This window comes from Xanthomonas fragariae (assembly GCF_017603965.1).
In the GTDB taxonomy this organism is placed as follows: Bacteria; Pseudomonadota; Gammaproteobacteria; order Xanthomonadales; family Xanthomonadaceae; genus Xanthomonas; species Xanthomonas fragariae_A.
Genome location: NZ_CP071955.1, coordinates 1,057,568 through 1,078,207 on the forward strand (window position 1 = coordinate 1,057,568; position 20,640 = coordinate 1,078,207).

The 20,640-nt window shown below is 63.6% G+C and carries 11 protein-coding genes, 1 other RNA gene, 2 pseudogenes, 1 riboswitch and 1 other annotated feature; of the genes and pseudogenes, 3 read left to right on the forward strand and 11 right to left on the reverse strand.

The window, feature by feature from the left end; translation table 11 throughout:
• The first annotated feature begins 271 nt into the window (after window positions 1-271).
• Window positions 272-1,870: a hypothetical protein gene (locus J5I97_RS04905; RefSeq protein WP_208589602.1), complete on the forward strand. Its 1,599-nt coding sequence runs from the start codon at window positions 272-274 to the stop codon at window positions 1,868-1,870.
• 167 nt (window positions 1,871-2,037) lie between these two features.
• Here the strand turns inward: J5I97_RS04905 and J5I97_RS04910 are convergent.
• The 6 genes and pseudogenes from J5I97_RS04910 to J5I97_RS04935 all read right to left on the reverse strand — a co-directional run.
• A non-coding RNA gene (locus tag J5I97_RS04910) (sX9 sRNA) lies at window positions 2,038-2,113 on the reverse strand.
• A gap of 143 nt (window positions 2,114-2,256) precedes the next feature.
• Window positions 2,257-2,964: a glutathione S-transferase gene (locus J5I97_RS04915; RefSeq protein WP_208589604.1), complete on the reverse strand. Its 708-nt coding sequence runs from the start codon at window positions 2,962-2,964 to the stop codon at window positions 2,257-2,259.
• Window positions 2,965-3,008: 44 nt separating this feature from the next.
• Window positions 3,009-3,317, reverse strand: coding sequence for a GIY-YIG nuclease family protein (locus J5I97_RS04920; RefSeq protein WP_208589606.1), 309 nt, complete (start codon window positions 3,315-3,317; stop codon window positions 3,009-3,011).
• 276 nt (window positions 3,318-3,593) lie between these two features.
• Window positions 3,594-4,289 (reverse strand): annotated as a pseudogene (locus J5I97_RS04925) (IS3 family transposase); the annotation flags it as partial.
• Window positions 4,290-4,322: 33 nt separating this feature from the next.
• Window positions 4,323-5,536 (reverse strand): IS3 family transposase gene (locus J5I97_RS04930; protein WP_208589608.1). Its coding sequence is split into 2 segments (ribosomal slippage): window positions 4,323-5,251 and window positions 5,251-5,536, totalling 1,215 coding nucleotides; the frame shifts between segments, so codons are not numbered across the junction.
• Window positions 5,145-5,261 (reverse strand) — a sequence feature (AL1L pseudoknot). Its footprint overlaps the gene before it by 117 nt.
• Before the next feature lie 46 nt (window positions 5,537-5,582).
• Window positions 5,583-7,775: pseudogene (locus J5I97_RS04935) on the reverse strand (type IV secretion protein Rhs); the annotation flags it as partial.
• 493 nt (window positions 7,776-8,268) lie between these two features.
• On the opposite strand from J5I97_RS04935, the gene clpB reads away from it, so the two are divergent.
• Together clpB and btuB are read left to right on the forward strand one after the other, a co-directional pair.
• Window positions 8,269-10,854 (forward strand): ATP-dependent chaperone ClpB, encoded by a 2,586-nt coding sequence (clpB, locus tag J5I97_RS04940; protein WP_208589610.1) that lies wholly within the window; start codon window positions 8,269-8,271, stop codon window positions 10,852-10,854.
• Window positions 10,855-11,130: 276 nt separating this feature from the next.
• Window positions 11,131-11,352, forward strand: a riboswitch (cobalamin riboswitch).
• Window positions 11,353-11,468: 116 nt separating this feature from the next.
• Window positions 11,469-13,346 carry a TonB-dependent vitamin B12 receptor gene (gene btuB, locus J5I97_RS04945; protein ID WP_208589612.1) on the forward strand — a complete coding sequence of 626 codons (1,878 nt, stop codon included), beginning with the start codon at window positions 11,469-11,471 and terminating at the stop codon, window positions 13,344-13,346.
• A 24-nt stretch (window positions 13,347-13,370) separates the two neighbouring features.
• Here the strand turns inward: btuB and J5I97_RS04950 are convergent, their stop codons facing one another.
• Genes J5I97_RS04950 through J5I97_RS04970 form a run of 5 tightly spaced genes read right to left on the reverse strand, consistent with a single transcriptional unit; the run spans window position 13,371 to window position 20,520 of the window.
• Entirely contained in the window at window positions 13,371-14,558 is a 1,188-nt protein-coding gene (locus J5I97_RS04950; protein WP_208589614.1) for a type III PLP-dependent enzyme, read from the reverse strand.
• Complete coding sequence (locus tag J5I97_RS04955; protein ID WP_208589616.1) at window positions 14,555-16,324, reverse strand: IucA/IucC family protein; 1,770 nt, start codon at window positions 16,322-16,324, stop codon at window positions 14,555-14,557. Before J5I97_RS04955 ends, J5I97_RS04950 begins: the two co-directional genes overlap by 4 nt.
• Window positions 16,302-17,498, reverse strand: coding sequence for an MFS transporter (locus J5I97_RS04960; protein WP_208589618.1), 1,197 nt, complete (start codon window positions 17,496-17,498; stop codon window positions 16,302-16,304). Before J5I97_RS04960 ends, J5I97_RS04955 begins: the two co-directional genes overlap by 23 nt.
• Complete coding sequence (locus J5I97_RS04965; protein WP_208589620.1) at window positions 17,495-19,297, reverse strand: IucA/IucC family protein; 1,803 nt, start codon at window positions 19,295-19,297, stop codon at window positions 17,495-17,497. The genes J5I97_RS04960 and J5I97_RS04965 overlap by 4 nt, the downstream gene beginning before the upstream one ends.
• Window positions 19,294-20,520 (reverse strand): ATP-grasp domain-containing protein, encoded by a 1,227-nt coding sequence (locus tag J5I97_RS04970; RefSeq protein ID WP_208589627.1) that lies wholly within the window; start codon window positions 20,518-20,520, stop codon window positions 19,294-19,296. Before J5I97_RS04970 ends, J5I97_RS04965 begins: the two co-directional genes overlap by 4 nt.
• Window positions 20,521-20,640: the final 120 nt, after the last annotated feature.

The window sequence follows — 20,640 nt, forward strand, 5'->3', positions numbered from 1 at the left end:
AGCCGTTCGTCCGGCTCCGTCTGCACAGGTTGTGCATCGCTACGCTGGGCGAGCGCTTTTTTCGTCTGCAGCGGTTGGAATGCCTTTTTTCGATTCAATGCGCAGCTGGATGGTTCTTCATTTCGCAGTGCTGCTGCCCGGCAGGACCGCGCCGCTGCACCAGTGCACCAGGTCGTGCAAAAAAACGATCGCCTGCGTTGGGTTGTCGAGGCTGCGCTGCGCGAGAACGCTTCCGGTTACTATCGCCCTATCCTATGCAGTCGCTTGCCCCATGTCTGCCGCTTCTACCGCTTCGCCCCGCTGGTTCGTTGCCGGCGACTTCAATGGCTTCTTCGGCCTGGTCGTCGACAATCTCTCCATCCTCGGCTTCATCGCGATGGCGCTGGCCGGGATGTTCCAGTTCCCGGCCGAGGTGGTGTTCGGGCGTATGTTCCCCGGCACTGCGTTCGGCGTGCTGGTGGGCAATCTGCTCTATACCTTGATGGCACGCCGGCTGGCTGCCCGCACCGGGCGCGATGACGTCACCGCAATGCCGCTGGGCCTGGATGCGCCCACCAGCATCGGCATGGCGCTGCTGGTGCTCGGCCCGGCGTTTGCCGGCTTCAAGGCGCAGGGGTTGGACCCGCAGGCCGCCGCGATCGCCACATGGAAACTCGGCATGGCCTCGCTGGTGGTGATGGGCCTGCTCAAACTGGTGCTGTCGTTCGTCGGCGAAGCGGTCGCCCGCGCGCTGCCGCGTGCGGCTTTGCTCGGCTCGATCGCCGGCATCGCGCTGGTGTTGATGGGCTTGCTGCCGCTGCTGGAAACCTTGCGCTCGCCGGTGGCCGGCTTGGTCACCTTGGGCCTGCTGCTGTACGTGCTGCTGGCCAAGGGTCGGCTGCCGACCAAGTTGCCTGGCGTGCTGGTGGCGTTCGTGATCGGCACCGCGTTGTACTACGGGTTGGGGCTGGCGGGCCTGGGCGCGCCGGGTTTTGCCGTGCCGGAATGGACGCAGCCGCAGATCGTGCTGCCGCTGCCGAACCTGGGCTGTATCGATGGCTTGCCGGCAACGGTGACGTATTTGCCGTTGCTGCTGCCGTTCGGCCTGTTGATGGTGGTCGGTGGCATCAATGTCAGCGAGAGCGCACGCGCGGCCGGCGATGATTACCGCACCCGCGACATCCTGTTGGTGGAAGCATTCGCCACGCTGGTGGCCGGCGTGTGCGGTGGCGTGGCGCAAACCACGCCGTACATCGGCCAGCCTGCGTACAAGCAGATGGGCGCGCGCTCCGGCTATACGTTGCTGACCGGCGTGTTCGTCGGCATCGGCGGCATGCTGGGCGTGATCAGCGGAATGGTGCAGTGGCTGCCGTTGGCGGTGCTGGCGCCGATCATCGTGTACGTGTCGATCGACATCACCACGCAGGCGTTTCAGGCCACGCCCAAACATCACGCTGGCGCGATGGTGCTGGGATTTCTGCCGTCGGTGGCTTACTTGCTGACCATCAAGGCGCCGGGCTGGATCGCGCCGGATCGGCTGATCGCACTGACCACCAAGCTCGATGGCCATGGCTTGCCGGAGCTGGCGGTGATCTTCGCGCTGGGCAACGGCTTCATCATCACCGCAATGCTCTGGATCGCCACGGTGGCGGCGATGATCGACGGCCGGTTGCGGCGCAGTGCGGTGTTCCTGTTGGTGGCGGCCGGCTTGACGCTGTTCGGCCTCATCCACTCGGTGGACCCGCGCGGCGGCATCTATCTGCCGTGGTCGCTGCAAGGATTGGCGCGGCTGATCAGCTGGCAGTTTGTCGGCGCCTATGTCGCTCTGGCGCTGACCTTACTGTTGCTCTCGTTACTGCCTGCACGTAAGGATGCAACGAGCATAGCGTGATCGAGCAGGCCAACGCTGCGCGCTATGCGCCATAGGTGGCCGCGTTTACCAGCGTGGATGCGCAGGCATTGGTGCGCAGCTATTTTGCAGTGCCGCCGAGCTTCAGATCGGATGCGATGACACGGTCGCACTCGGTTCGGACGTGTGTGCTTTGGTTTTCTAAGAGCGGCTAATAAAACGTAGCGAGCAGTCGTCAGGTGGGTGCGGACGGCGCGGAGAAACCGGAGTGTACGTATGGTACATGCCGATTCCTAGCACCGGCCGCGCCCGTCTGGCGGCGGCGCAGTCGTTTTGTTAGCAGCTCTAAACGCAATCTCCGCTGCTGAGCCAGAACAAGCCGAGCTTCAGGCCTGGAACGCGGGCGCAGGCGCCAGCGCTAGTCTCACCTACGCCGAATCCAGCTCCGGGTAGTGACGGAAAATACCGTTGGTGTTGAAGGCGACGCGTCGCTCGGAAGCAAGATAGGTCGCAATGCGCGGCCGCTCGGCCACGCGCTGTTGCAGTGACTTGAGGCTTGGCAGGTCGCTCGTCAACGTCGTCATACGCTTGGGAAACATGTAGTCCAAGCCGCTGATCAGCTGGAACAGCGACAGGTCCACATACGAATGCGCGCCGAGCACATGTGTGCCGCCAGCCCGTTGCAGCATCTGTTCGAAATAGCCCAGGAACTTGGGCAGGCGATTGTCGCGCAGGTCCTTAGCACGCTTGGCCGCCTCGGTCTTCTGATCTTCGTAATACAGCACGGTGCCGATCGGATGATGGGTGTCGTGCACCTCTGCGACCAGATCGGCAATGGTCAGCTGCAATTGCAGCGCCTGCAGACGCTGTGCCTGCGATTCGGGCACCAGCTGCAACTGCGGGCCGATGAAATGCAGGATCGCCGCGACCTGCGCCACCACGACATCGCCCGCTTTGAGAAACGGCGGTGCGAACGGCTGCGCACCCGCTTCATTACCCTCCAAGAAGGCATTCATCGCGTCATCTCCTTCTACACGCGCAACGTCGGTGTAGCCGGCGCCGACATCTTCCAATGCCAGCCGCACGAATTCGCCGCGGCCTTGCAGGCCGGTCCAGTAATACAGCTGGTAATGCATGTGCTGCTTCCGATCGAGGACGCCGCAGCGTAGAAAACAAGCGGCTAGGCGGGCGTGATCGGTGTGTCAGTGCGCTGTGACTCGGTACCGTGGTGCGGCTGGGCCAGCAACCAGGCCAGCTTGCGTGCACGCGGTTGACGCTTGAGCGCCCATTCCGCGCGCGCGGCGCTGGCACGGTCTGGGTATGTGCGGCTGGCAAGCACTTCCAGCGGCGGATTTGCCCGCGTGTAGCGCGCGCCGGTGCCACGCAGGTGCGCCTGGAAGCGCCGCTCCACGTCGTTGGTGATGCCGGCGTAATAGCTGCCGTTGCGACACAGCAGCAGGTAGAGGTGCCAGGGCTTTGGTGCTTCCATCGGCCCATTATCGCTACTGGTTGACGGTTGTGCGGTGCCCGTCGTCGAGAGTGGTGGCGCCGGCCGTGGGCGTCCACTCCAGCGCGTGAGTGAATAACCACCTCAACATTGGGCTGGACCGGCGCAGCTTCCAGCAGTTCTTCGGGTTGGTACACAGCGGCAAGCACTCGTTTGCGCGATTGGCGCAACAGCGTGGCAAATGCCTGTCGCAGGCTGGCCAGGAGCCAGCACCAGCCGAGAGACGCCGAACTGATACGCCCAGGGTTCCGTAGACACTCAGGACCCTCGTTGCGCGTAGCGCCGCTCGAACTCTACAGGCGACAGGTCGCCAGTTGAACCATGGCGGCGTTTTGGGTTGTAAAACATTTCGATATAGTCGAACACCTCGGTGCGTGCGGCCTCTTTGGTGGAATAGATCCGCCGCCTGATCCGCTCGCGTTTGAGCAGGCCGAAAAAGCTCTCCACGGGTGCGTTGTCGTGGCAGTTGCCACGTCGACTCATGCTGCACACCAAGCCATGGGACGCCAGGAAACTCTGCCAGTCATCGCTGGTATAGACCGACCCTTGGTCCGAGTGAACCAGGCAACCCGATCCGGGTTTGCGCCGCCACACCGCCGACAGCAAGGCCTGCACGACCAACTCGGTATCGGCCCGATCGCGCATCGCCCAGCCGACGACCTGCCTAGAAAACAGATCGATCACAACAGCCAGGTACATCCAGCCTTCCTGCGTGCGGATGAAGGTGAAATCGCTCGCCCAGGCCGTGTCCGGCTTCGTCACGTCGAAATGCCGATCAAGCAGGTTGGCCGCCGCCTTGCACTGCGTTGCACCATGGAAGCGCGGTTTGCGGCCATAGCCCACCTGAGCACGCAGCCCCTCGGCGCGCATCAGCCGATGCACCCGATGGCGACTGCAACGCTCCCCCAGATCGCGCAGATCCTTGGCAATCTTGCGATGCCCATACACTGAACCGCCCCGGGATTTCGGGAGGCTGTTTGGTTTGAGTCACGCCGCTTTGGCGTAACCGGCCTGTTGTCGATAGTAAGCCTCTTCGGCTTCCGCTGGCGGAATGTTCCCGATCGACCCCAGCAAGCGTTTGTGGTTGTACCAGTCCACCCAATCCAGCGTGGCCAGTTCCACATCCTGGCGGTTGCGCCACGCGCGCCGGTGGATCACCTCGGCCTTGTACAACCCGTTGATCGTCTCGGCCAACGCGTTGTCGTAGCTATCGCCCACGCTGCCCACCGACGGCTCGATCCCGGCGTCGGCCAGCCGCTCGGTGTAGCGGATCGACACGTACTGCACGCCGCGGTCGGAGTGGTGGATCAGGCCGCCTTCGGTGGGCCGCCGCGCATGCAACGCTTGCTCCAGTGCGTCCAGCACGAAGTCCGTGTGCGCCGTCTGCGACACCTTCCAGCCCACGATGCGCCGCGCGTACACGTCGATCACGAAGGCCACGTACACGAACCCGGCCCAGGTCGAGACATAGGTGAAGTCGCTGACCCACAGTCGGTTCGGCGACGGCGCATGGAACTGTCGGTTCACCTGGTCCAGCGGGCACGGCCGCTTGTCGCTGATCGTGGTCTTGACCACCTTCCCGCGCATCACCCCGTGCAGGCCCAGCTCGCCCATCAGCCGCTCCACCGTGCAGCGGGCCACCTGGTAGCCCTCGCGCTTGAGCTGCCGCCAGACCTTGCGCACGCCGTACACCTGTCGGTTCTCCTCCCATACCCGCCGGATCTGCGGGCGCAGCGCCTGGTCCTTCCACCAGCGGTTCGGGCGCAAGTTCGCGTCCGCTTCCCGCTGCGCGTGGCGGTAATACGTCGACGGGGCAACCTGCAGCACCTGGCAGATTGGCTCGACCCCGTGGACATCGCGATGTTCGGCCACGAACTTGGTCAGGGCTTGAAGCGGCGGTCGAGCTCCGCCTGGGCGAAATATGCGCTGGCCTTGCGCAGTATCTCGTTGGCTTGCCGCAGCTCGCGCACTTCGCGTTCCAGCGCTTTCATCCGCGTCCGCTCGTCCGTCGTCAGCCCCTGACGCTTGCCGGCATCACGCTCGGCCTGACGCACCCAGTTGCACAGCGTCTGCGCCGAACAGCCGATCTTCCCGGCAATCGACTCGATCGCCGCCCACTGCGAGCCGTACTCGCCCTGATGCTCCCGCACCAGCCGAACCGCGCGCTCTCGCACTTCCGGTGAATATTTCGTCTTGCTCATCGCCCCATCTTCTCAAGAGTTGGAGCCTCCCAACTTCCCGGGGCGGTTCATAACCATACGTGGTCTCAAACCCATTTTCGTCGTTGGTCTGACGGACCCACCCATTGTCGTCCACAGAGGCGGACTTGGATGTCCCATCGGCATGTGCAACGGCCTGAGGAATGCCCCGCTTCCAATCAGACAGGGTGGTTGCATTTCCCAAGCCATCCTTGACTTGGGCCAGGGTCCCATCGGGATTGTAGGTATAGGTTGCAACCAGCTTCCCGTTGCGCCGTTCCGTCTGGGGCAACGCGTTACTGCCGTATTCGATCTGAGAAGTGACGACGCCCGTATTGACGTTGCGAGCAATGGCGGTTTGCCCCAAGACCCATGCGCCGCGTTCGTCGTAATACGTCGTTTCATCTGTGCGGCTGTGCCAAGGGCTGAACCGCTCGATGCGAGTTGGCCTTGCGAACTCGTCGAAACACGGCTGGCCGCTGCAGTCTGCTACGCGCCAGACAAACCGATCGCCATTATCGATGGTCGTCACTTGACGGACTGGTCGATGCTCTGCCGCCACAGTGTTATCGCCCCAGTCGCCTGCTGGATACATGGTGCCGGCTGCATAAGAGGAGGCGGACGCCAATGCGTAATCGGTCAGCTTGCTTCGCGTTGCACCCGAACCGTTCCATCCGAAGTCTTGCTGAAGCAGCAAGCCCTCGTTGGCTCGATAGCGATTACCAAAACGGTAGCGGGTGGTTTGGCCCGCAGGATCCTCGACCGTGATGTCTCGGGTGATGGGCGAGCTGGCAGTGCACTCAACGTATCTGGCTGGGTCGATGGGGTTTGGGTTGGGACTTGGTTGCCAGCAATTATTGGGGTTGCCATAGTTGTAGGACCACGTCAGGCCTTGAGCCGGCAGCCCGGGCCCAGAAATACGCCGGCTGGTGACGGCCATGGCGTAGAACTGGTAGGGGATGTCTGAGTAGGCCTCCTGGAGACGGCAGACCCTGGGCACCCACGACCGTCCCATCAACATGGAGTTGACGGTGTAGTCGCTGCGAGCGCCGGTGGGGGCAACAATGCTGCCAACGACATTGTTACGAGACCATGGGCGAATGTTGTCGCAGTCTGGCGGTTGGCCGTAAGTCACGCGTGCACGAGACAAGGCGAGCAAATCGAATGTCCAGCTGCTGCCGTCAGGCAACGTGACTGTATCCACGGTATCGCTGTAACCGTAAGACCATGTTCGGCCTCCCGTGGTCACGGAGGTGATGACATTGCCGTCTCCGCCGGCATACGACAGGTCGATTCGCCGTCCATCGCTGGCAACAATACTCAGTAGCTGCCAAGGCGCGCCGGGATTCCAGTTATAGACTACGGTGTTGCCAAAGCGATCTGTCACCCCAGATGGATAGATGAGAACCTCCTCTCTCGCCAGGTTGTAGTTGGCGCTTACCATCGGGACGATTCCACCAACGGCTGCCGTCCGGGCAACCGTTCCGGCAGAGATCGATTGAGGGTTAGGCGATGACTTGTGCAGCGCTGGATAGATGCGAGACACCAGATGGTTAAAGGAGTAAATCGAGCCTTGTGTATCCACCAGCTCAAATCCCTCACCGCCAGCACCCGCTTCACTTGCTCCGTCAAGCGAGGCTAAGCATCGGATCGCAGACCCATCCTTTAGGACGATGGGATAGGCCCGTCCATCAGTTGGCCTGAGAGCACCGGCAGACGCTTGAAGAAGCTCTTGGTCGCCAGCACCAGGGCGATATGCAAAGCTTCCGCGCCAATACTCCGGAGCGTCGAAGAAGCCTCCCTGGTTCTCGATCACTGGGGGGCGACCGTAGAGGCTGCAACGCTTGTTAACGACTTCCGGTGCGCCTTCAACAGTCCACCCGCCCGAAGAAAAGACCCCGTGCATGTAGGGGATGTCCAAGTCCCAGAGTTTGAAGTGCCCCTTCGTAGGGCTCCCCACCGAGAAGCGACGGCCGATGCGCACCGGCAGGGCGTTGTTGCCCTTCAGATCCACGTCGGTTTGGACAATCTCCATCGACCCGGTGTAGAGGTTGATGTTTTCTCCGAAGAGCTGGTTGCCGGGACTTCTCACCACTGCGCCCGATTGGATCAACTTGCCATAGTCGTCGTAGACATCCTCGGCGGCGCCCAATGCCGGGGACAATCCTGCCAAAGCAGCCAGTGCCAATCCAAACGCGCGCATCTGGCGCGGCCTTGTGCCCGAGTCCATAGAATTTTCCAGGTTGATGACTGACTAAGATCCGGGTAGACCTCATCGCTCCCACGAACTCGCGTTCATGCAAAGGCGAGGCATGACAACGCATGCCCAGCCAAGCCATTGGCGGGTGTTCGTGTTCGAAAGAATCCGTGAGGGTGCGCTAAGCGCGACCGCGAGGTCATTCCCCAATACCCCCACGTGAACTATTAAGGTTGCACGACGCCAATTCGATGTCAACTACCTGCCAGTGCGCCGGGGATGTTGATGGAGTCAGGGCATTGCTGCGCGTGCCGGGTCGTCGCTGCGGCGTCTGGTCTAGCGCGCTGCGCGCGTCGGTTGCGTCGGTCCGTGGCAACGCGCGACACGCGCAACGCACAGCCCCACACCAGCAGCGTGAGCCGGCCTCATCGCCCTGCGCCAGCACGTCCCGCATCCACCACACCTTGAAACCCTGCACAGCAGCCGCATCTGCACGGTATCGCCGGATCTGCCGGCCACCAGTTCAGAGGATTCTCCCATGCGGATGGACAAGCTCACCTCGCGGTTTCAGCAGGCGCTGGCCGACGCGCAGTCGCTGGCTGTGGGTCGCGACCACAACATCATCGAACCGGTGCACGTGCTTGCTGCGTTGCTCGACCAGAGCGGCGGCAGCACGCGCCCGTTGCTGTCGCAGGCCGGCGTCAACGTGCCGTTGCTGCGCGAGCGGCTGGGCGAGGCGCTGGACACGCTGCCCAAGGTCTCCGGGCAGGAAGGCAACCTGTCGATCGGAAACGATCTCAACCGCCTGCTCAACCACACCGACAAACTGGCCCAGCAGCATGGCGATGCCTTCATCGCCAGCGAGTGGTTCGTGCTGGCCGCTGCCGACGATGCCAGTGCGCTGGGCGTGGCCTTGCGCGCGGCCGGCGGCGACAAGAAGAAGATCGAAGCTGCTATCGACAAGTTGCGCGGCGGCGAAACCGTGCAATCGGAAAACGCCGAAGAACAGCGCCAGGCGCTGGAGAAATACACCATCGATCTGACCGCGCGTGCGGAGAGCGGCAAGCTCGATCCGGTGATCGGCCGCGATGAAGAAATCCGCCGCACCATCCAGGTCTTGCAGCGTCGCACCAAGAACAACCCGGTGCTGATCGGCGAACCCGGCGTGGGCAAGACCGCCATCGTCGAAGGTCTGGCGCAGCGCATCATCAACGGTGAAGTGCCCGAAGGCCTGCGCGGCAGGCGCGTGCTGTCGCTGGACATGGGCGCGCTGATTGCCGGTGCCAAGTTCCGTGGCGAGTTCGAAGAACGCTTGAAGGCGGTGCTCAGCGATCTGTCCAAGAACGAAGGTCAAATCATCCTGTTCATCGACGAACTGCACACCATGGTCGGTGCAGGCAAGGCCGATGGTGCGATGGATGCCGGCAACATGCTCAAGCCGGCGCTGGCACGCGGCGAGCTGCATTGCATCGGCGCCACCACGCTGGACGAATACCGCAAGTACATCGAAAAAGATGCGGCATTGGAGCGGCGTTTCCAGAAGGTGTTCGTGGGCGAGCCGACGGTGGAAGACACCATCGCGATTCTGCGCGGCTTGAAGGAGCGCTACGCTGTGCACCACGGCGTGGAGATCACCGACCCGGCGATCGTCGCGGCCGCCACACTGTCCAATCGCTACATCACCGACCGCCAATTGCCGGACAAAGCCATCGACTTGATGGACGAAGCGGCATCGCGCATCCGCATGGAGATCGACTCCAAGCCGGAAGAGCTCGACCGCCTGGAGCGCCGCCTGATCCAGCTCAAGATCCAGCGCGAGATGTTGAAGAAGGAAAAGGACGACGCCTCGCGTCAGCGCCTGGCCGATCTGGAAAACGACATCGGCAAGCTCGAGCGCGAGTTCTACGACCTCAACGAGCTGTGGAAGTCGGAAAAGGCCGCGTTGCAGGGCACCACCAAGATCAAGGAACAGATCGAGCACGCCAAGCTGGAACTGGAGGCCGCACAGCGTCGCCAGGACTACGCCAAGATGAGCGAGATCCAGTACGGCGTGTTGCCGCAGCTGGAAAAGCAGATGGCGATGGCCAACGAGGTCGAACATCACGACTTCAAGCTGGTGCAGGACCGCGTCACTGCCGAGGAAATCGCTGAAGTGGTGTCGCGTTGGACCGGTATTCCGGTCAACAAGATGCTCGAAGGCGAGCGCGACAAACTGTTGCGCATGGAAGACGAGCTGCATCATCGCGTGGTTGGCCAGAACGAGGCGATCAAAGTGGTCTCCGATGCGGTGCGGCGTTCGCGCGCCGGCCTGTCCGATCCCAATCGCCCGAGCGGTTCGTTCCTGTTCCTTGGCCCGACCGGCGTGGGCAAGACCGAGTTGTGCAAGGCGCTGGCGGACTTTTTGTTCGACAGCACCGAAGCGATGATCCGCATCGACATGAGCGAGTTCATGGAGAAGCATTCGGTCTCGCGTTTGATCGGTGCGCCTCCGGGGTATGTGGGCTACGAAGAGGGCGGTTATCTGACCGAGGCAGTGCGTCGGCGCCCGTATTCGCTGATCCTGTTGGACGAAGTAGAAAAGGCGCATGCCGATGTCTTCAACATCCTGCTGCAGGTGCTCGACGATGGTCGCCTGACCGATGGTCAGGGCCGCACCGTGGATTTCCGCAATGCCGTCATCGTGATGACCTCCAACCTGGGTTCGCACCAGATCCAGGAGCTCGGCGGCGACGGCAGCTCCGAGGCCTACACGCAAATGAAGGCAGCGGTGATGGGCGTGGTGCAGGCGCATTTCCGCCCGGAATTCATCAACCGGCTGGATGACATCGTGGTGTTCCATCCGCTGGACAAGGCGCAGATCAAATCGATTGCGCGCATCCAGTTGCATGGTCTGGAGAAACGTTTGTCAGAGCGCAGCCTCAAGCTGGATCTGGACGATGCCGCGCTGGAATTGCTGGGCAACGTCGGTTTCGACCCGGTGTACGGCGCGCGCCCGCTCAAGCGCGCGATCCAGTCGCAGGTGGAAAACCCGCTGGCCCAGCAGATCCTCTCCGGCCAGTACCTCGGTGGCGACACCGTGCGCGTGCGCGTTGAGGGTGGGCGGCTGGTGTTTACCAAGGGCTGAGGTTGGTGATGGTCGTGCGCTACATCGGCGGCGAGTGTTGAAGTGACGAACGGGTATTGCGCAGGCAGTGCCCGTTCGCGTTAGGTGGGCAGCCAATGCGGTGCATCGTTGCGCTCACAACGTGACTGCATACCGCCCTTTCGGGGCGCCTGCTTCCCATGCGGCGGATACTGTCCCGATGAGGGAAGGGACCGGCAAAACTCACCATACGGTGCTTGGCGACGCGTTGCTCCTGGCAGGCTGGAAGAACCCTCAGAGGCGCGCCGGCCAATCCTGATACCATGCGTGCTCTTGAGGTGGCTGCCGGTTAGCCATTCTTAAACGGAAATCCGGTGCGTGGATCGTCTTGGCGAGACGCAATTGCGGAGCTGCCCCCGCAACGGTGGGCGAGGTCGGATGCCGCAACACGCCACTGCGCGCACGCATGGGAAGGCGCGGCATCGGAGGCGCAAGCTTCCACTCGCAAGCCCGGAAACCGGCCTGAGAAATTGACCCGGCACGCGGTGGGCGTGGCCTTGATCGTCTGGCGCTGCTGCGTCGACCGTCTGGCCCGTTGCTGCTTGTCGCCCCATTGTCCCCGCGCGGGTAGGCGCGATTCGCAGGAGCAGCAGCCGATGTCCCTTTCTTCCGTTTTGCCGCCTCGTGCCGTGTTGGCCGTGAGCCTGTCGTTGTGCTTTGCCAACCGGGCGCAGGCCGAGGTTGCCATCGATCTCGATGAGGTCGTGGTCACCGCCTCGCGTACTGCGCAGACCCAGGACCAGACGCTGGCCCCGGTCACGGTGATCGACCGCGCGCAGATCGAGCGTCGCCAGGCGAACGCGCTGCAGGATCTGCTGCGCGGCGAAGCCGGCGTGTCGCTGGCCAATAATGGTGGCCCAGGCAAGGCAACCTCGCTGTTCTTGCGCGGCACCGGGTCCGATCATGTGGTGGTGTTGATCGACGGTGTGCGCATCGGCTCGGCCACCTCCGGCGGTGCGGCGTTGCAGGATCTGCCGATCGAGCAGATCGAGCGCATCGAAATCGTGCGCGGTCCGTTCTCCAGCCTCTACGGTTCCGAAGCGCTGGGCGGCGTCATCCAGATCTTTACCCGTCGCCCACATGGCAGCTTCGTGCCGACCTTCAGCGCCGCGGCCGGCAGCGACAACGCACGCCGCTACAGCGCGGGCGTGGCTGGGCGCAGTGAGGGCGATCTTAGCGAGACCGGCGGTTGGTATTGGGTTAATGCGGTGCACGATCAAACCGATGGCATCAATGCGTACCTGGACACCAGCTCCATCGACTACGATCCGGATCGCGACGGCTATCGCAACGATTCGTTGAGCGTGCAAGGCGGCTGGCGCTTCAATCGCCAATGGGATGCCGACGTGCACGCCTTGCGTGCGCGCAGCCGCAACGAATACGACGGTTCGGCGTTCGGCGGCACTGTGTCCAAGGGCGTGCAGCAGGCGGTCGGTGGCCAGGTGCGTTACGTGCCGACCGATGCGCTCACGCTCACCGCCAGTCTCGGCAGCAGCACCGATCTGGGCGATACGTATTATGAAGGCGCGTATGTGTCCACCTACGACACCCGTCGCAAGCAGGGCGCGTTGCAGGCCGATATCGATGCAGGCCCGGGCCTGCTCACGGTTGGCTTCGATTGGCAGCGCGATGAGATCGCCAGCAGCGACACCTACGATGCCGATAGCCGCATCGACCGTGCTGCTTTTGCGCAGTGGCAGCAGACATTCGGCACGCAGTCGCTGCAGGCCAGCCTGCGCCGCAACGACAACAGCCAGTTCGGCGGCAAAACCACCGGTAGCCTGTTGTGGGGGTGGAATTTTGCCCAGCATCTGCGCCTGACCGCCAGCTATGGCACCGCGTTCAAGGCACCGACCTTCAACGAGTTGTATTACCCGGACTACGGTAACCCCTTGCTGGGGCCGGAAACCTCCAAAAGCGCCGAGCTCGGCCTGCGCGGCAATGACGATTGGGGCACCTGGACGCTGAGCGCGTTCCAGACCCGCATCGACGATCTGATCGCCAACGACGCGTCGCTGGTGGATGCATTGCATCCGTTCGGGCAGCCGAACAATATCTATCAGGCACGCATCCGCGGCGTGGAAGCCGGCTACGACACCGAGCTGGCCGGCTGGACCGTGCGCAGCGCGTTGACTTGGCTGCAGCCGCAGGCCGATGGCGAGGCCAACCATGGCAACTGGTTGCCGCGGCGTGCGGGTCAGAGCGGTCGCATCGATGCGGATCGCAGCTTCGGCGCGTTGGGGGTGGGCGCAAGCCTGTTCGGGTCCGGCAAGCGTTTCGACGACCTGAACAACACCGAGCGTTTGGCCGGTTATGGCCTTCTAGATCTGCGCGTGAGTTATGCGATCAACGCCGATTGGACCATCCTGCTCACCGCCAACAACGTGTTCGACCGCCACTACGAAACCGCACGCTGGTATGCGCAACCGGGGCGCAATTATCTGCTCACCTTCCGCTACCAAGCAGCGCAGTAACAGCAGCGATCACACCGACTGGGCTCAAGGAAAGAACACCATCTGCGGCGGCGGATGCATCAGGAACTGTTGATGCGAAATATTCCACGCATACGCACCGGCCAGCGGGAAGGCAAGGCAGTCGCCCGGTGCCAGCGCCGCGACGTGCCGATTGCGTGCCAGCACGTCCTTGGGCGTGCACAACTGGCCAACCAGCGTGACCGGCGTGTCGCGCAGCACCGGCGCGCGATCGCCACGCAGCACACGGAACGGATGATCGTGCGCTTGCGCGGCCGGGGTGCGGAAGTGATGGGTGCCGCCGCGGGCGATCGCAAACCACGCGCCGTGGCTGCGTTTGAGATCCAGCACTTCCATCAGGTACCAGCCGCAGCTGGCGCTGACATAGCGGCCCGGTTCCAGACGTAGACGAAGATCGGTACCGTGTTCGCGTAGCAGTGCAGCAAGCCCGGCGCAGAAGCTGGCCCAATCGAACGACGACTGCGGCGACAGATAATCCACACCGAAGCCGCCACCTGCATTGACCCGCAGCGGTCCAAGTCCATAGGTCTGCCGCCACTGCTGCACGGTGCGCAGGTAGGCGGCGACCAGATGCAATTGCGCACCGGCGTCGCGCTGGTGCGACATCAGATGGAAATGAAAGCCTTCCAGACGCAGCGAGGGGCTGGCACGCAGCCGATGGATCGCCGCATCCAGATCGTCCGGGTCCAGACCGAACGGCGAGGGCTGCCCGCCCATCATCAGGCGCGTGTTCTGTGCGCCGGGTACGGTGATATTCATGCGCAAGAACACCGGCACGCAGCGGCCGGCCTGCGCCGCGATGGTGGCCAGACGTTCCAGTTCGCCCAGGCTTTCCACATGCACGGTGCAGTCGGGCAGCGCGGCGGCCTGGGCAAGCTCGGTATCGAGCTTGCCTGGTCCACCGAACAACAACGCGGCGTGCGGTTGTTGCTGATGCAGCCAGGCGAGTTCGCCGCCGGATGCGGCTTCCAAGCCCTCCATGTGCGGGGCGAGCGTGCGCAGGATCGGCGGCTCCGCATTGGCTTTTGCCGCATAGAACAACTCGCACTGCGCCGGCAGCTGCGCGCGCATCCATGCCGCATGCGCATCCAGTGCGGCCAGGTCGTAGACATACGCGCAGATCGGGCCATCGCTGCGTTCGCGCACGCGTGGCAGTGCATCCATCAATGCAGCGGTGTCGATGCTCAGGCTCATGCCGCCACCTGTCGTGCTGCTGTGATCGGTGGAATGGGATTGGGCAGCGCGGTGTAATCGGACTGGCGATCCGCGCGTTGCCATAGCCGCGTGCCCAGATTGTTCTTTCCAGGCAGCGGCGCGCCATCGATCAAGCCCTGCAACACGGCCTGCGCGCCATGGCGTCGCTGCCAGCGTGCTGCAATCTCGCCCACGCATTCCCACAGGCGCGCTTCCAGCGCGGCATCGCCTTCGGTGAGATGGAAGATCGCTTCGGCCAGATTGTTGACCAGTGCGCAATACGCCACGCGATTCCAGCCTTGTTCCGGCGTGTAGTACAGCGATTGCCGTGCGCGCTCGCCGACGTCCCGCAAGCGGGTGGTGGGCCAGTGATGTGCGAGCAGCTTGGTGCCTTCCAGATCGCGGATCCACACCCGTGTCGGCCAGCCATCGGCAAACCCGATCACGGTGTTCTGCAGATGCGGTTCCAACGCGATGCCGTGCTCAAACAACGCACTCCACACGCCATCCAGCAGCAACCCGGCATACGCACGGAACCATAGCAACGTGGCGCTATGGCGATCCATCTGCGCGCTGACCAGTGCCTGCAACTTCGCCGCACACACGCCATTGCCCTGCGCATCGCAGGTAAACAACGCAGCGGCCACCTGCGGCTGCCAACGCGCCCGTTGTGCGGCAGGAATGGTCTGCCGATACAGAATGCCGAAGCTCTCCGACAAGCCGCGCGCTGCCAGCGGGTCGGCGTCGTGCAGTGCTGCATCGACCTGCGCGATATCCAGCGACGTAGCCGCCGGCTCCAGCATCACATCGAAGCCCGGCACCTGTGTCGCCAGCGCACGCCAGCTGGGTGCCAGCAGCTCGGTGAGCGCGACTGCGCTTTCCAACTCGTACCATGCGTTCTTGCGCACGCAGTTGGTCAGCCGCACATGCACCGAGCACTTGAGGAAATAGTCCAGCTCCGGGTGATACAGCGTGCGTACCGAGGAGGTTGGCCGCAGTGCATCGCCCAGCGCACCGACCGGCGCGATCAGGCCGCGCGCCTGCAGGGTGCGCAGCAACGGATCGTCGAGCAGACGCTGCGCTTCCCAGGGATGACATGGGTACAAATCGTCGCTGCCGGAGAGTTGCCGCAAACTCGCACGCACATCGCGGCCCTGCATGCGCAACAGCTGCGGATCGATGCGGAACCAGTACAGCTGAAACGCCGCGCGTGCTTCCGGTGCGCAGGCCAGCACCTGCGCAAGATCGATGCCTTCGCGGCTTTTAGGCGTGGGATGCAGCGCATGCCCCCACAGCATCGATTGTTCGGCATCGATCATCGCCTCACCGGTCGGCGCAGCGGTCTGCGCGTGTCGCAATAACGCAGCAGTGATCGCCACGCTATTGGCGCTTTGCGCGAGCAGCTCCGGGTTGACCGCCTGCACGCTACCGAGCGACTGCACCAGGCAGCGTGCCAACGCGTGCGCATCCAGGCTTTGCCACGGTTGGCCGGCGCTCTTGAGAAATGGCGTGGAGGCCAAGCGGCAACGGCCCAGGCGATCGGCATAGGCAATGCGCACGCAGAGTGCGCCGGTCTGGCCCAGATCGATACGTAGCCAACGCTGCTCGGTCACGCGCGGACCGGGGCGATCCAACCCGCGATAGTCGAAATGCACCGTCTGCTGCGGAATCGCGAATTCGCGCAGGTAGCAATTCAACCAGCAAGTGCAGGCCTGTGCGTCGGCCATGCTGTCGTACCAGGGGTCATGCATCGTGTGCGGCGGCATCGGCGGATCTCCTCGAAGGGAAGCGCACCAGAACGGTGAGCGCAGCGGCCGCCGCAGCCAATGCGGCAGCCAGGAAAGGGGCGGCCGGGCCGGCGGCCTGTGCCAACGCACCGGCGGTAGCACCGGCGAATACGCCGGCCCATTTGCCACAGGCATCGAAGCGGCCGAACAAGCGCCCGGCGCCATGTCCGCTAGCGACCAGCGCCAGGCTACGGTTGAGCCCACGCAGGCCGAGCAACATGCCAAACCCGAACAGCACACGCGCAACCGCCAATGCGATGGCGTCGTGCAATAGCGCCTGCCACACGCAGGCGAGTGCGAACACCAGCAGGCCAGGCACCAGCCACCCTTGGCCATCGCCGCGTCGCCACCACGGCAGTACCACCAGGTAGACCAGGTGCGGCAGGCTATACAGCAGGCCGGCCAGTGCATCATGGCCGGCGCCACGCGCCAACGCATACGGGATGAAATAGGGGAACGTCACTACCATCGCGAAGCAGAACAGGAATTGCGCGATCAGCAGTGCGGGCCACAGTGCTGAGGTGGTTGTTGAAGCCGATACGGTCGGTACACCTGTGTGCTGGAAGGGCGTTGACGCTGTAGTGGACGGCCTCGGTCGGGCTGCTGGTCGATCTGCGGGCAAACGCCACGTCAGCGCAAATGCTAGCAGCGGCAATACCGCAAGCGCGCGATACAGCGACTGCGCCGGGCCAAGCGCCACTGCAAGACCCAACAACGCAGGCGCACTGACCATCGCCAGACGTGCCGAATATTGCGTCCAGTCGAGCGCGCGCGCCAACGTGCCGGCCTGCGGCTGGCTGGCCAGATACGCATTGGCCGCCGCCAGCGAGCCGCCGCAGGCGCCTTGCACAATCAGCCCGATTACCAGCCAGGTCAGCGACGGCGCGAAGCCGGCCATCGCAAAACCCAGCGCCAGCCCAAGTTGCGCGCGCAGCAGCGAGCGCTTGCGTCCATAGCGATCGGCCAAGCGCCCCCATGCGCTGGCCGTCGACGCTGTGCACAGCGTCGGCAGCACATACAGCACGCCGCTCCAGCCTACCGAGGCCGATGGCGCCAATTCGGCCAATATCTGCGGCAGAAACAACGGCATGCCCAACGCGGTGAAGGCCGCCAGATAATGCGCCGCCAGCACGGGGCCTAAAACGCGCTTCATCGCTGACTGCCTGCCTGCCGATGCGGCGCATGATGGGTGTTGGCGAACGCATCGCCAAACGGATTGGGCGCACTATCGCCGTAGAACTTGTTGATGTCCCTCGCACCGGTGAGCTGCTTGCTCAGCAGGCTGCCGGCGCTGAGCAGATATTTCACTGGCAGCCTTGGCGCGGCCAGCAATTGGCGTGCGGGTGCGGTGTCGATGCCGTCGACATCCAGCTGCGCCAGCGTCAACGCCAATTGCGCTTGCAACTGCGTGTACAGCGGCGCACGCAGTGCGGGCTGCCAGTCGGCCAGGCCTTCCAGCACCGCTTGCAGGTCCAGTTGCAGCACGATGGTGCAGAACATCTGCGCCAGTGCCTGCGAATCGTCCACCGCGATACGTGCATCGTGCAGCGGGCCCAGCGCATCCAATTCCGGCAGCTGCGTACGCAACTGCGGCATGGCGATGCGCGCGGCATCGTTGTCCTTCATCAACAGTCGCGTTGGTTGGCCGTCGGCATAGACCAGCACGCTGTTCTGCTGGTTGGCTTCCAGCGCGATGCCGTAGCGCAGCCACAAGCGCAAATGCACCGCGAGCAGAAGCTCGGTGTAGTCGCGCCACCAACTGAGTACATCGCCATGTGCGAACCGCTCGGTCAGATGGATCGCCATCGGGCGGCCATCCGGCAACAGCGCGCACAGCGCGGCAACCGGCACCAGCGTGGTGGCGTCCAGCGGCGGATAACCTCGCACCAGATAGACCAGATGGCGAGTGTCGCCGACGTGCCCGCCATGCGACTCGTCCACGTACACGCAGCGGCCGTGCAGTGCCGGGTCCAGCGCATCGATGCGCCGTAGCGCGCGCTCCAACCAATGGCCGTCGTATAGTGTTGATGGCTTGATAAGACGCAGATTGAGCGCGCCCAGCGTGCGCATCGGGATCGGTAACTTGAGATGCAACTGCGGATGCTGCAACGGCACCAGTGTGCGCACCGATAGAGTAGGGCGTACGTCCAGCCATGCATGCGGTGCACGCAAGGTGCCTGCCGGAAGCGCGAAGTCCTCCTGCTCCAGGCGTGCCCATACCAGCGGATGCACCGGCCAGGCGACATGCGTGTCGGCCAGTTCGGATGGCAGCCCCAGTGTGGCGAAGTCCGGCCATAGCGCGGCTGGCGGCATGCTGGTGCAGGCGACCGACGTACGCGCAATCGCCAGCCAGCGCAGCGCGAAGGTGGGCGCGAATTCTGGCGCGTAATCGCGTAATTGCGCTGCATCCAGCCCGGCTTTGGCGCGTGCAGTCGGATAGAACGGATGGTCGCGGTAGCTTGCCAATTGATCGCAGCGATACGCACGCTCGGCAGCATCGGCATGCTGCAAGGCGGTGATCAGCGCAGGCGCTTGTTCGTCATACGCCTGGCGCGCCAGACAACGGTGCGCGGCGGCGCATTCGGCTTCCTCGGCATAGGCGCGATGCAGCTGCTGCGTCTTTCTGTCGAGCCGGGCACTGATGCGCTGCAACCATGCCTGCGCACCGCGTTCTACGAGCGCGCCATCGGCAGTCTGCACGATCCAGCTGTCGCCGCAGGCGCTGATGTCCTGCAGATAACCTTGCCGATGAATCGGCAACCACAGCATTCCGTTGGGCAAGTGGGAGATGCGCCACCAGCCTTCCGCCGGGCTTGGGTCGGTCCATGCCGCCAGCACCGTTGCGTCGGGTGTTGCGGCACTGCCGCGCGTGACAATCCCGCGCAGGTCTTCGCGCAGGCACGCGTCGATGATACGGGTGGCGATGTAACGGTGGTCGCCCGTGCTGCTCATACGCGCAGCTCCGCATTGTCGATCCGCCATTGCAAGCCCGCTTCGGCATGCACCACCGCTTGTTCCAGCGTCTGCGCGTCGCTGGCCAGCGCACTCAGTACGCCCAGGTAATCCTTGTTGGAATGGCTAAGCCGGATGCGCTCGCCCGGCGTGCGCATGCGCCGGTACTGCACATCGCTGTGCGCAGCGTGATGACGACGGTCTTCGCTGGCAGTCACCAGTTCGCCGTCATGCTCGGCGATGTAGTAACGCAGCAATGCATGTGCGCGATCGCTGTGCAGCTGCGGCAGCGGCAAGCCCAGGTGCGGTGCCAGTGCAGCAGTGAACCACTGCTTGCCGAACATCTCGTCGAGCAGGAATTCGCGGCGGTCGCCGATGCTGCGGTAGTTGATCTCCACCAACACCGGGCCGTCGGCGGTGAGGATGAATTCGCTATGGCACAGCCCAAAACCCACGCCGAAGCTGCGCAGTTGTTGCAGCGCCTGTGCAATCACCGGCGTGTCGATGCATGAATCCCATTGCGCTTCGCATTCAACGAAGTGCGGCGGTGGCGACAGCCGCACCTTGAAGCCGCCCAACGCCTGCAATCTGTGGCCATCGCCCAGCGTTTCCAGCGTAAACAACTCACCTTCGAGCATGCCTTCCAGCAACGCGGTGCGCTGCGGATGGCGTTGCCACACATCGTCCAGATACCGCTGCAATTGCGTGGCATCGGCGCAGTGCCGCACGTCCAGGCTGGCGACGCCTTCACGCGGTTTGGCGACCACCGGCCACGGAATATCGGCCGGCAGCGCGGCACCTGGCGCCAGCGTGCAGAACCAAGGCGATGGCAGTCCACGCGCACGCAAACGCTGGCGCATCGCCGCCTTGTTCTTGGCCGCATAGCACACCCGCCAGTCCTTGCCGGGTAGGCCAAGACCTGCAGCGACCAATGCGGTGCTGGTCTGCAGATGATCGCTGTTGCTGAACACCGCGCGCGGCGATGCATCGGCATCGTGCAGCACATCCACCACGCCGAGCGGATTGAATACATCGCATTCGATCACCCGCTGCGGCGCATGCGTCGGGTGCTCGCGAAAATGGCTGAGGTGATCGAGTCGATGATCGGTCAGCAGCCACACCGGCAGGCCCAGTGCGTGCGCGGCTGGCAGAAAGCCTTCGGTGATGGCCGGATGGCAGACATGGGTGAGGATCACCAACGGTGTAGCGGATGTCGCAGTCATGGCAGCTCTCATTCAACAGGACGGTGGAAAAACCGGTATTGAAACGGGCTGCCTGGCGTCGCGTGCGGCAGCGCTTGGTGGCCTGCGACGTCGTAATCGCATCGCCGCGTTGCGGCGTCA

Excerpts from the sequence above, each read along its gene's own strand:
- btuB (WP_208589612.1), top strand. The coding sequence starts at position 11,469 with ATGTCCCTTTCTTCCGTTTTGCCGCCTCGTGCCGTGTTGGCCGTGAGC.
- J5I97_RS04950 (WP_208589614.1), bottom strand. The coding sequence starts at position 14,558 with ATGAGCCTGAGCATCGACACCGCTGCATTGATGGATGCACTGCCACGC.
- J5I97_RS04920 (WP_208589606.1), bottom strand. The coding sequence starts at position 3,317 with ATGGAAGCACCAAAGCCCTGGCACCTCTACCTGCTGCTGTGTCGCAAC.
- clpB (WP_208589610.1), top strand. The coding sequence starts at position 8,269 with ATGCGGATGGACAAGCTCACCTCGCGGTTTCAGCAGGCGCTGGCCGAC.
- J5I97_RS04970 (WP_208589627.1), bottom strand. The coding sequence starts at position 20,520 with ATGACTGCGACATCCGCTACACCGTTGGTGATCCTCACCCATGTCTGC.
- J5I97_RS04960 (WP_208589618.1), bottom strand. The coding sequence starts at position 17,498 with ATGAAGCGCGTTTTAGGCCCCGTGCTGGCGGCGCATTATCTGGCGGCC.
- J5I97_RS04955 (WP_208589616.1), bottom strand. The coding sequence starts at position 16,324 with ATGCCGCCGCACACGATGCATGACCCCTGGTACGACAGCATGGCCGAC.
- J5I97_RS04915 (WP_208589604.1), bottom strand. The coding sequence starts at position 2,964 with ATGCATTACCAGCTGTATTACTGGACCGGCCTGCAAGGCCGCGGCGAA.
- J5I97_RS04905 (WP_208589602.1), top strand. The coding sequence starts at position 272 with ATGTCTGCCGCTTCTACCGCTTCGCCCCGCTGGTTCGTTGCCGGCGAC.
- J5I97_RS04965 (WP_208589620.1), bottom strand. The coding sequence starts at position 19,297 with ATGAGCAGCACGGGCGACCACCGTTACATCGCCACCCGTATCATCGAC.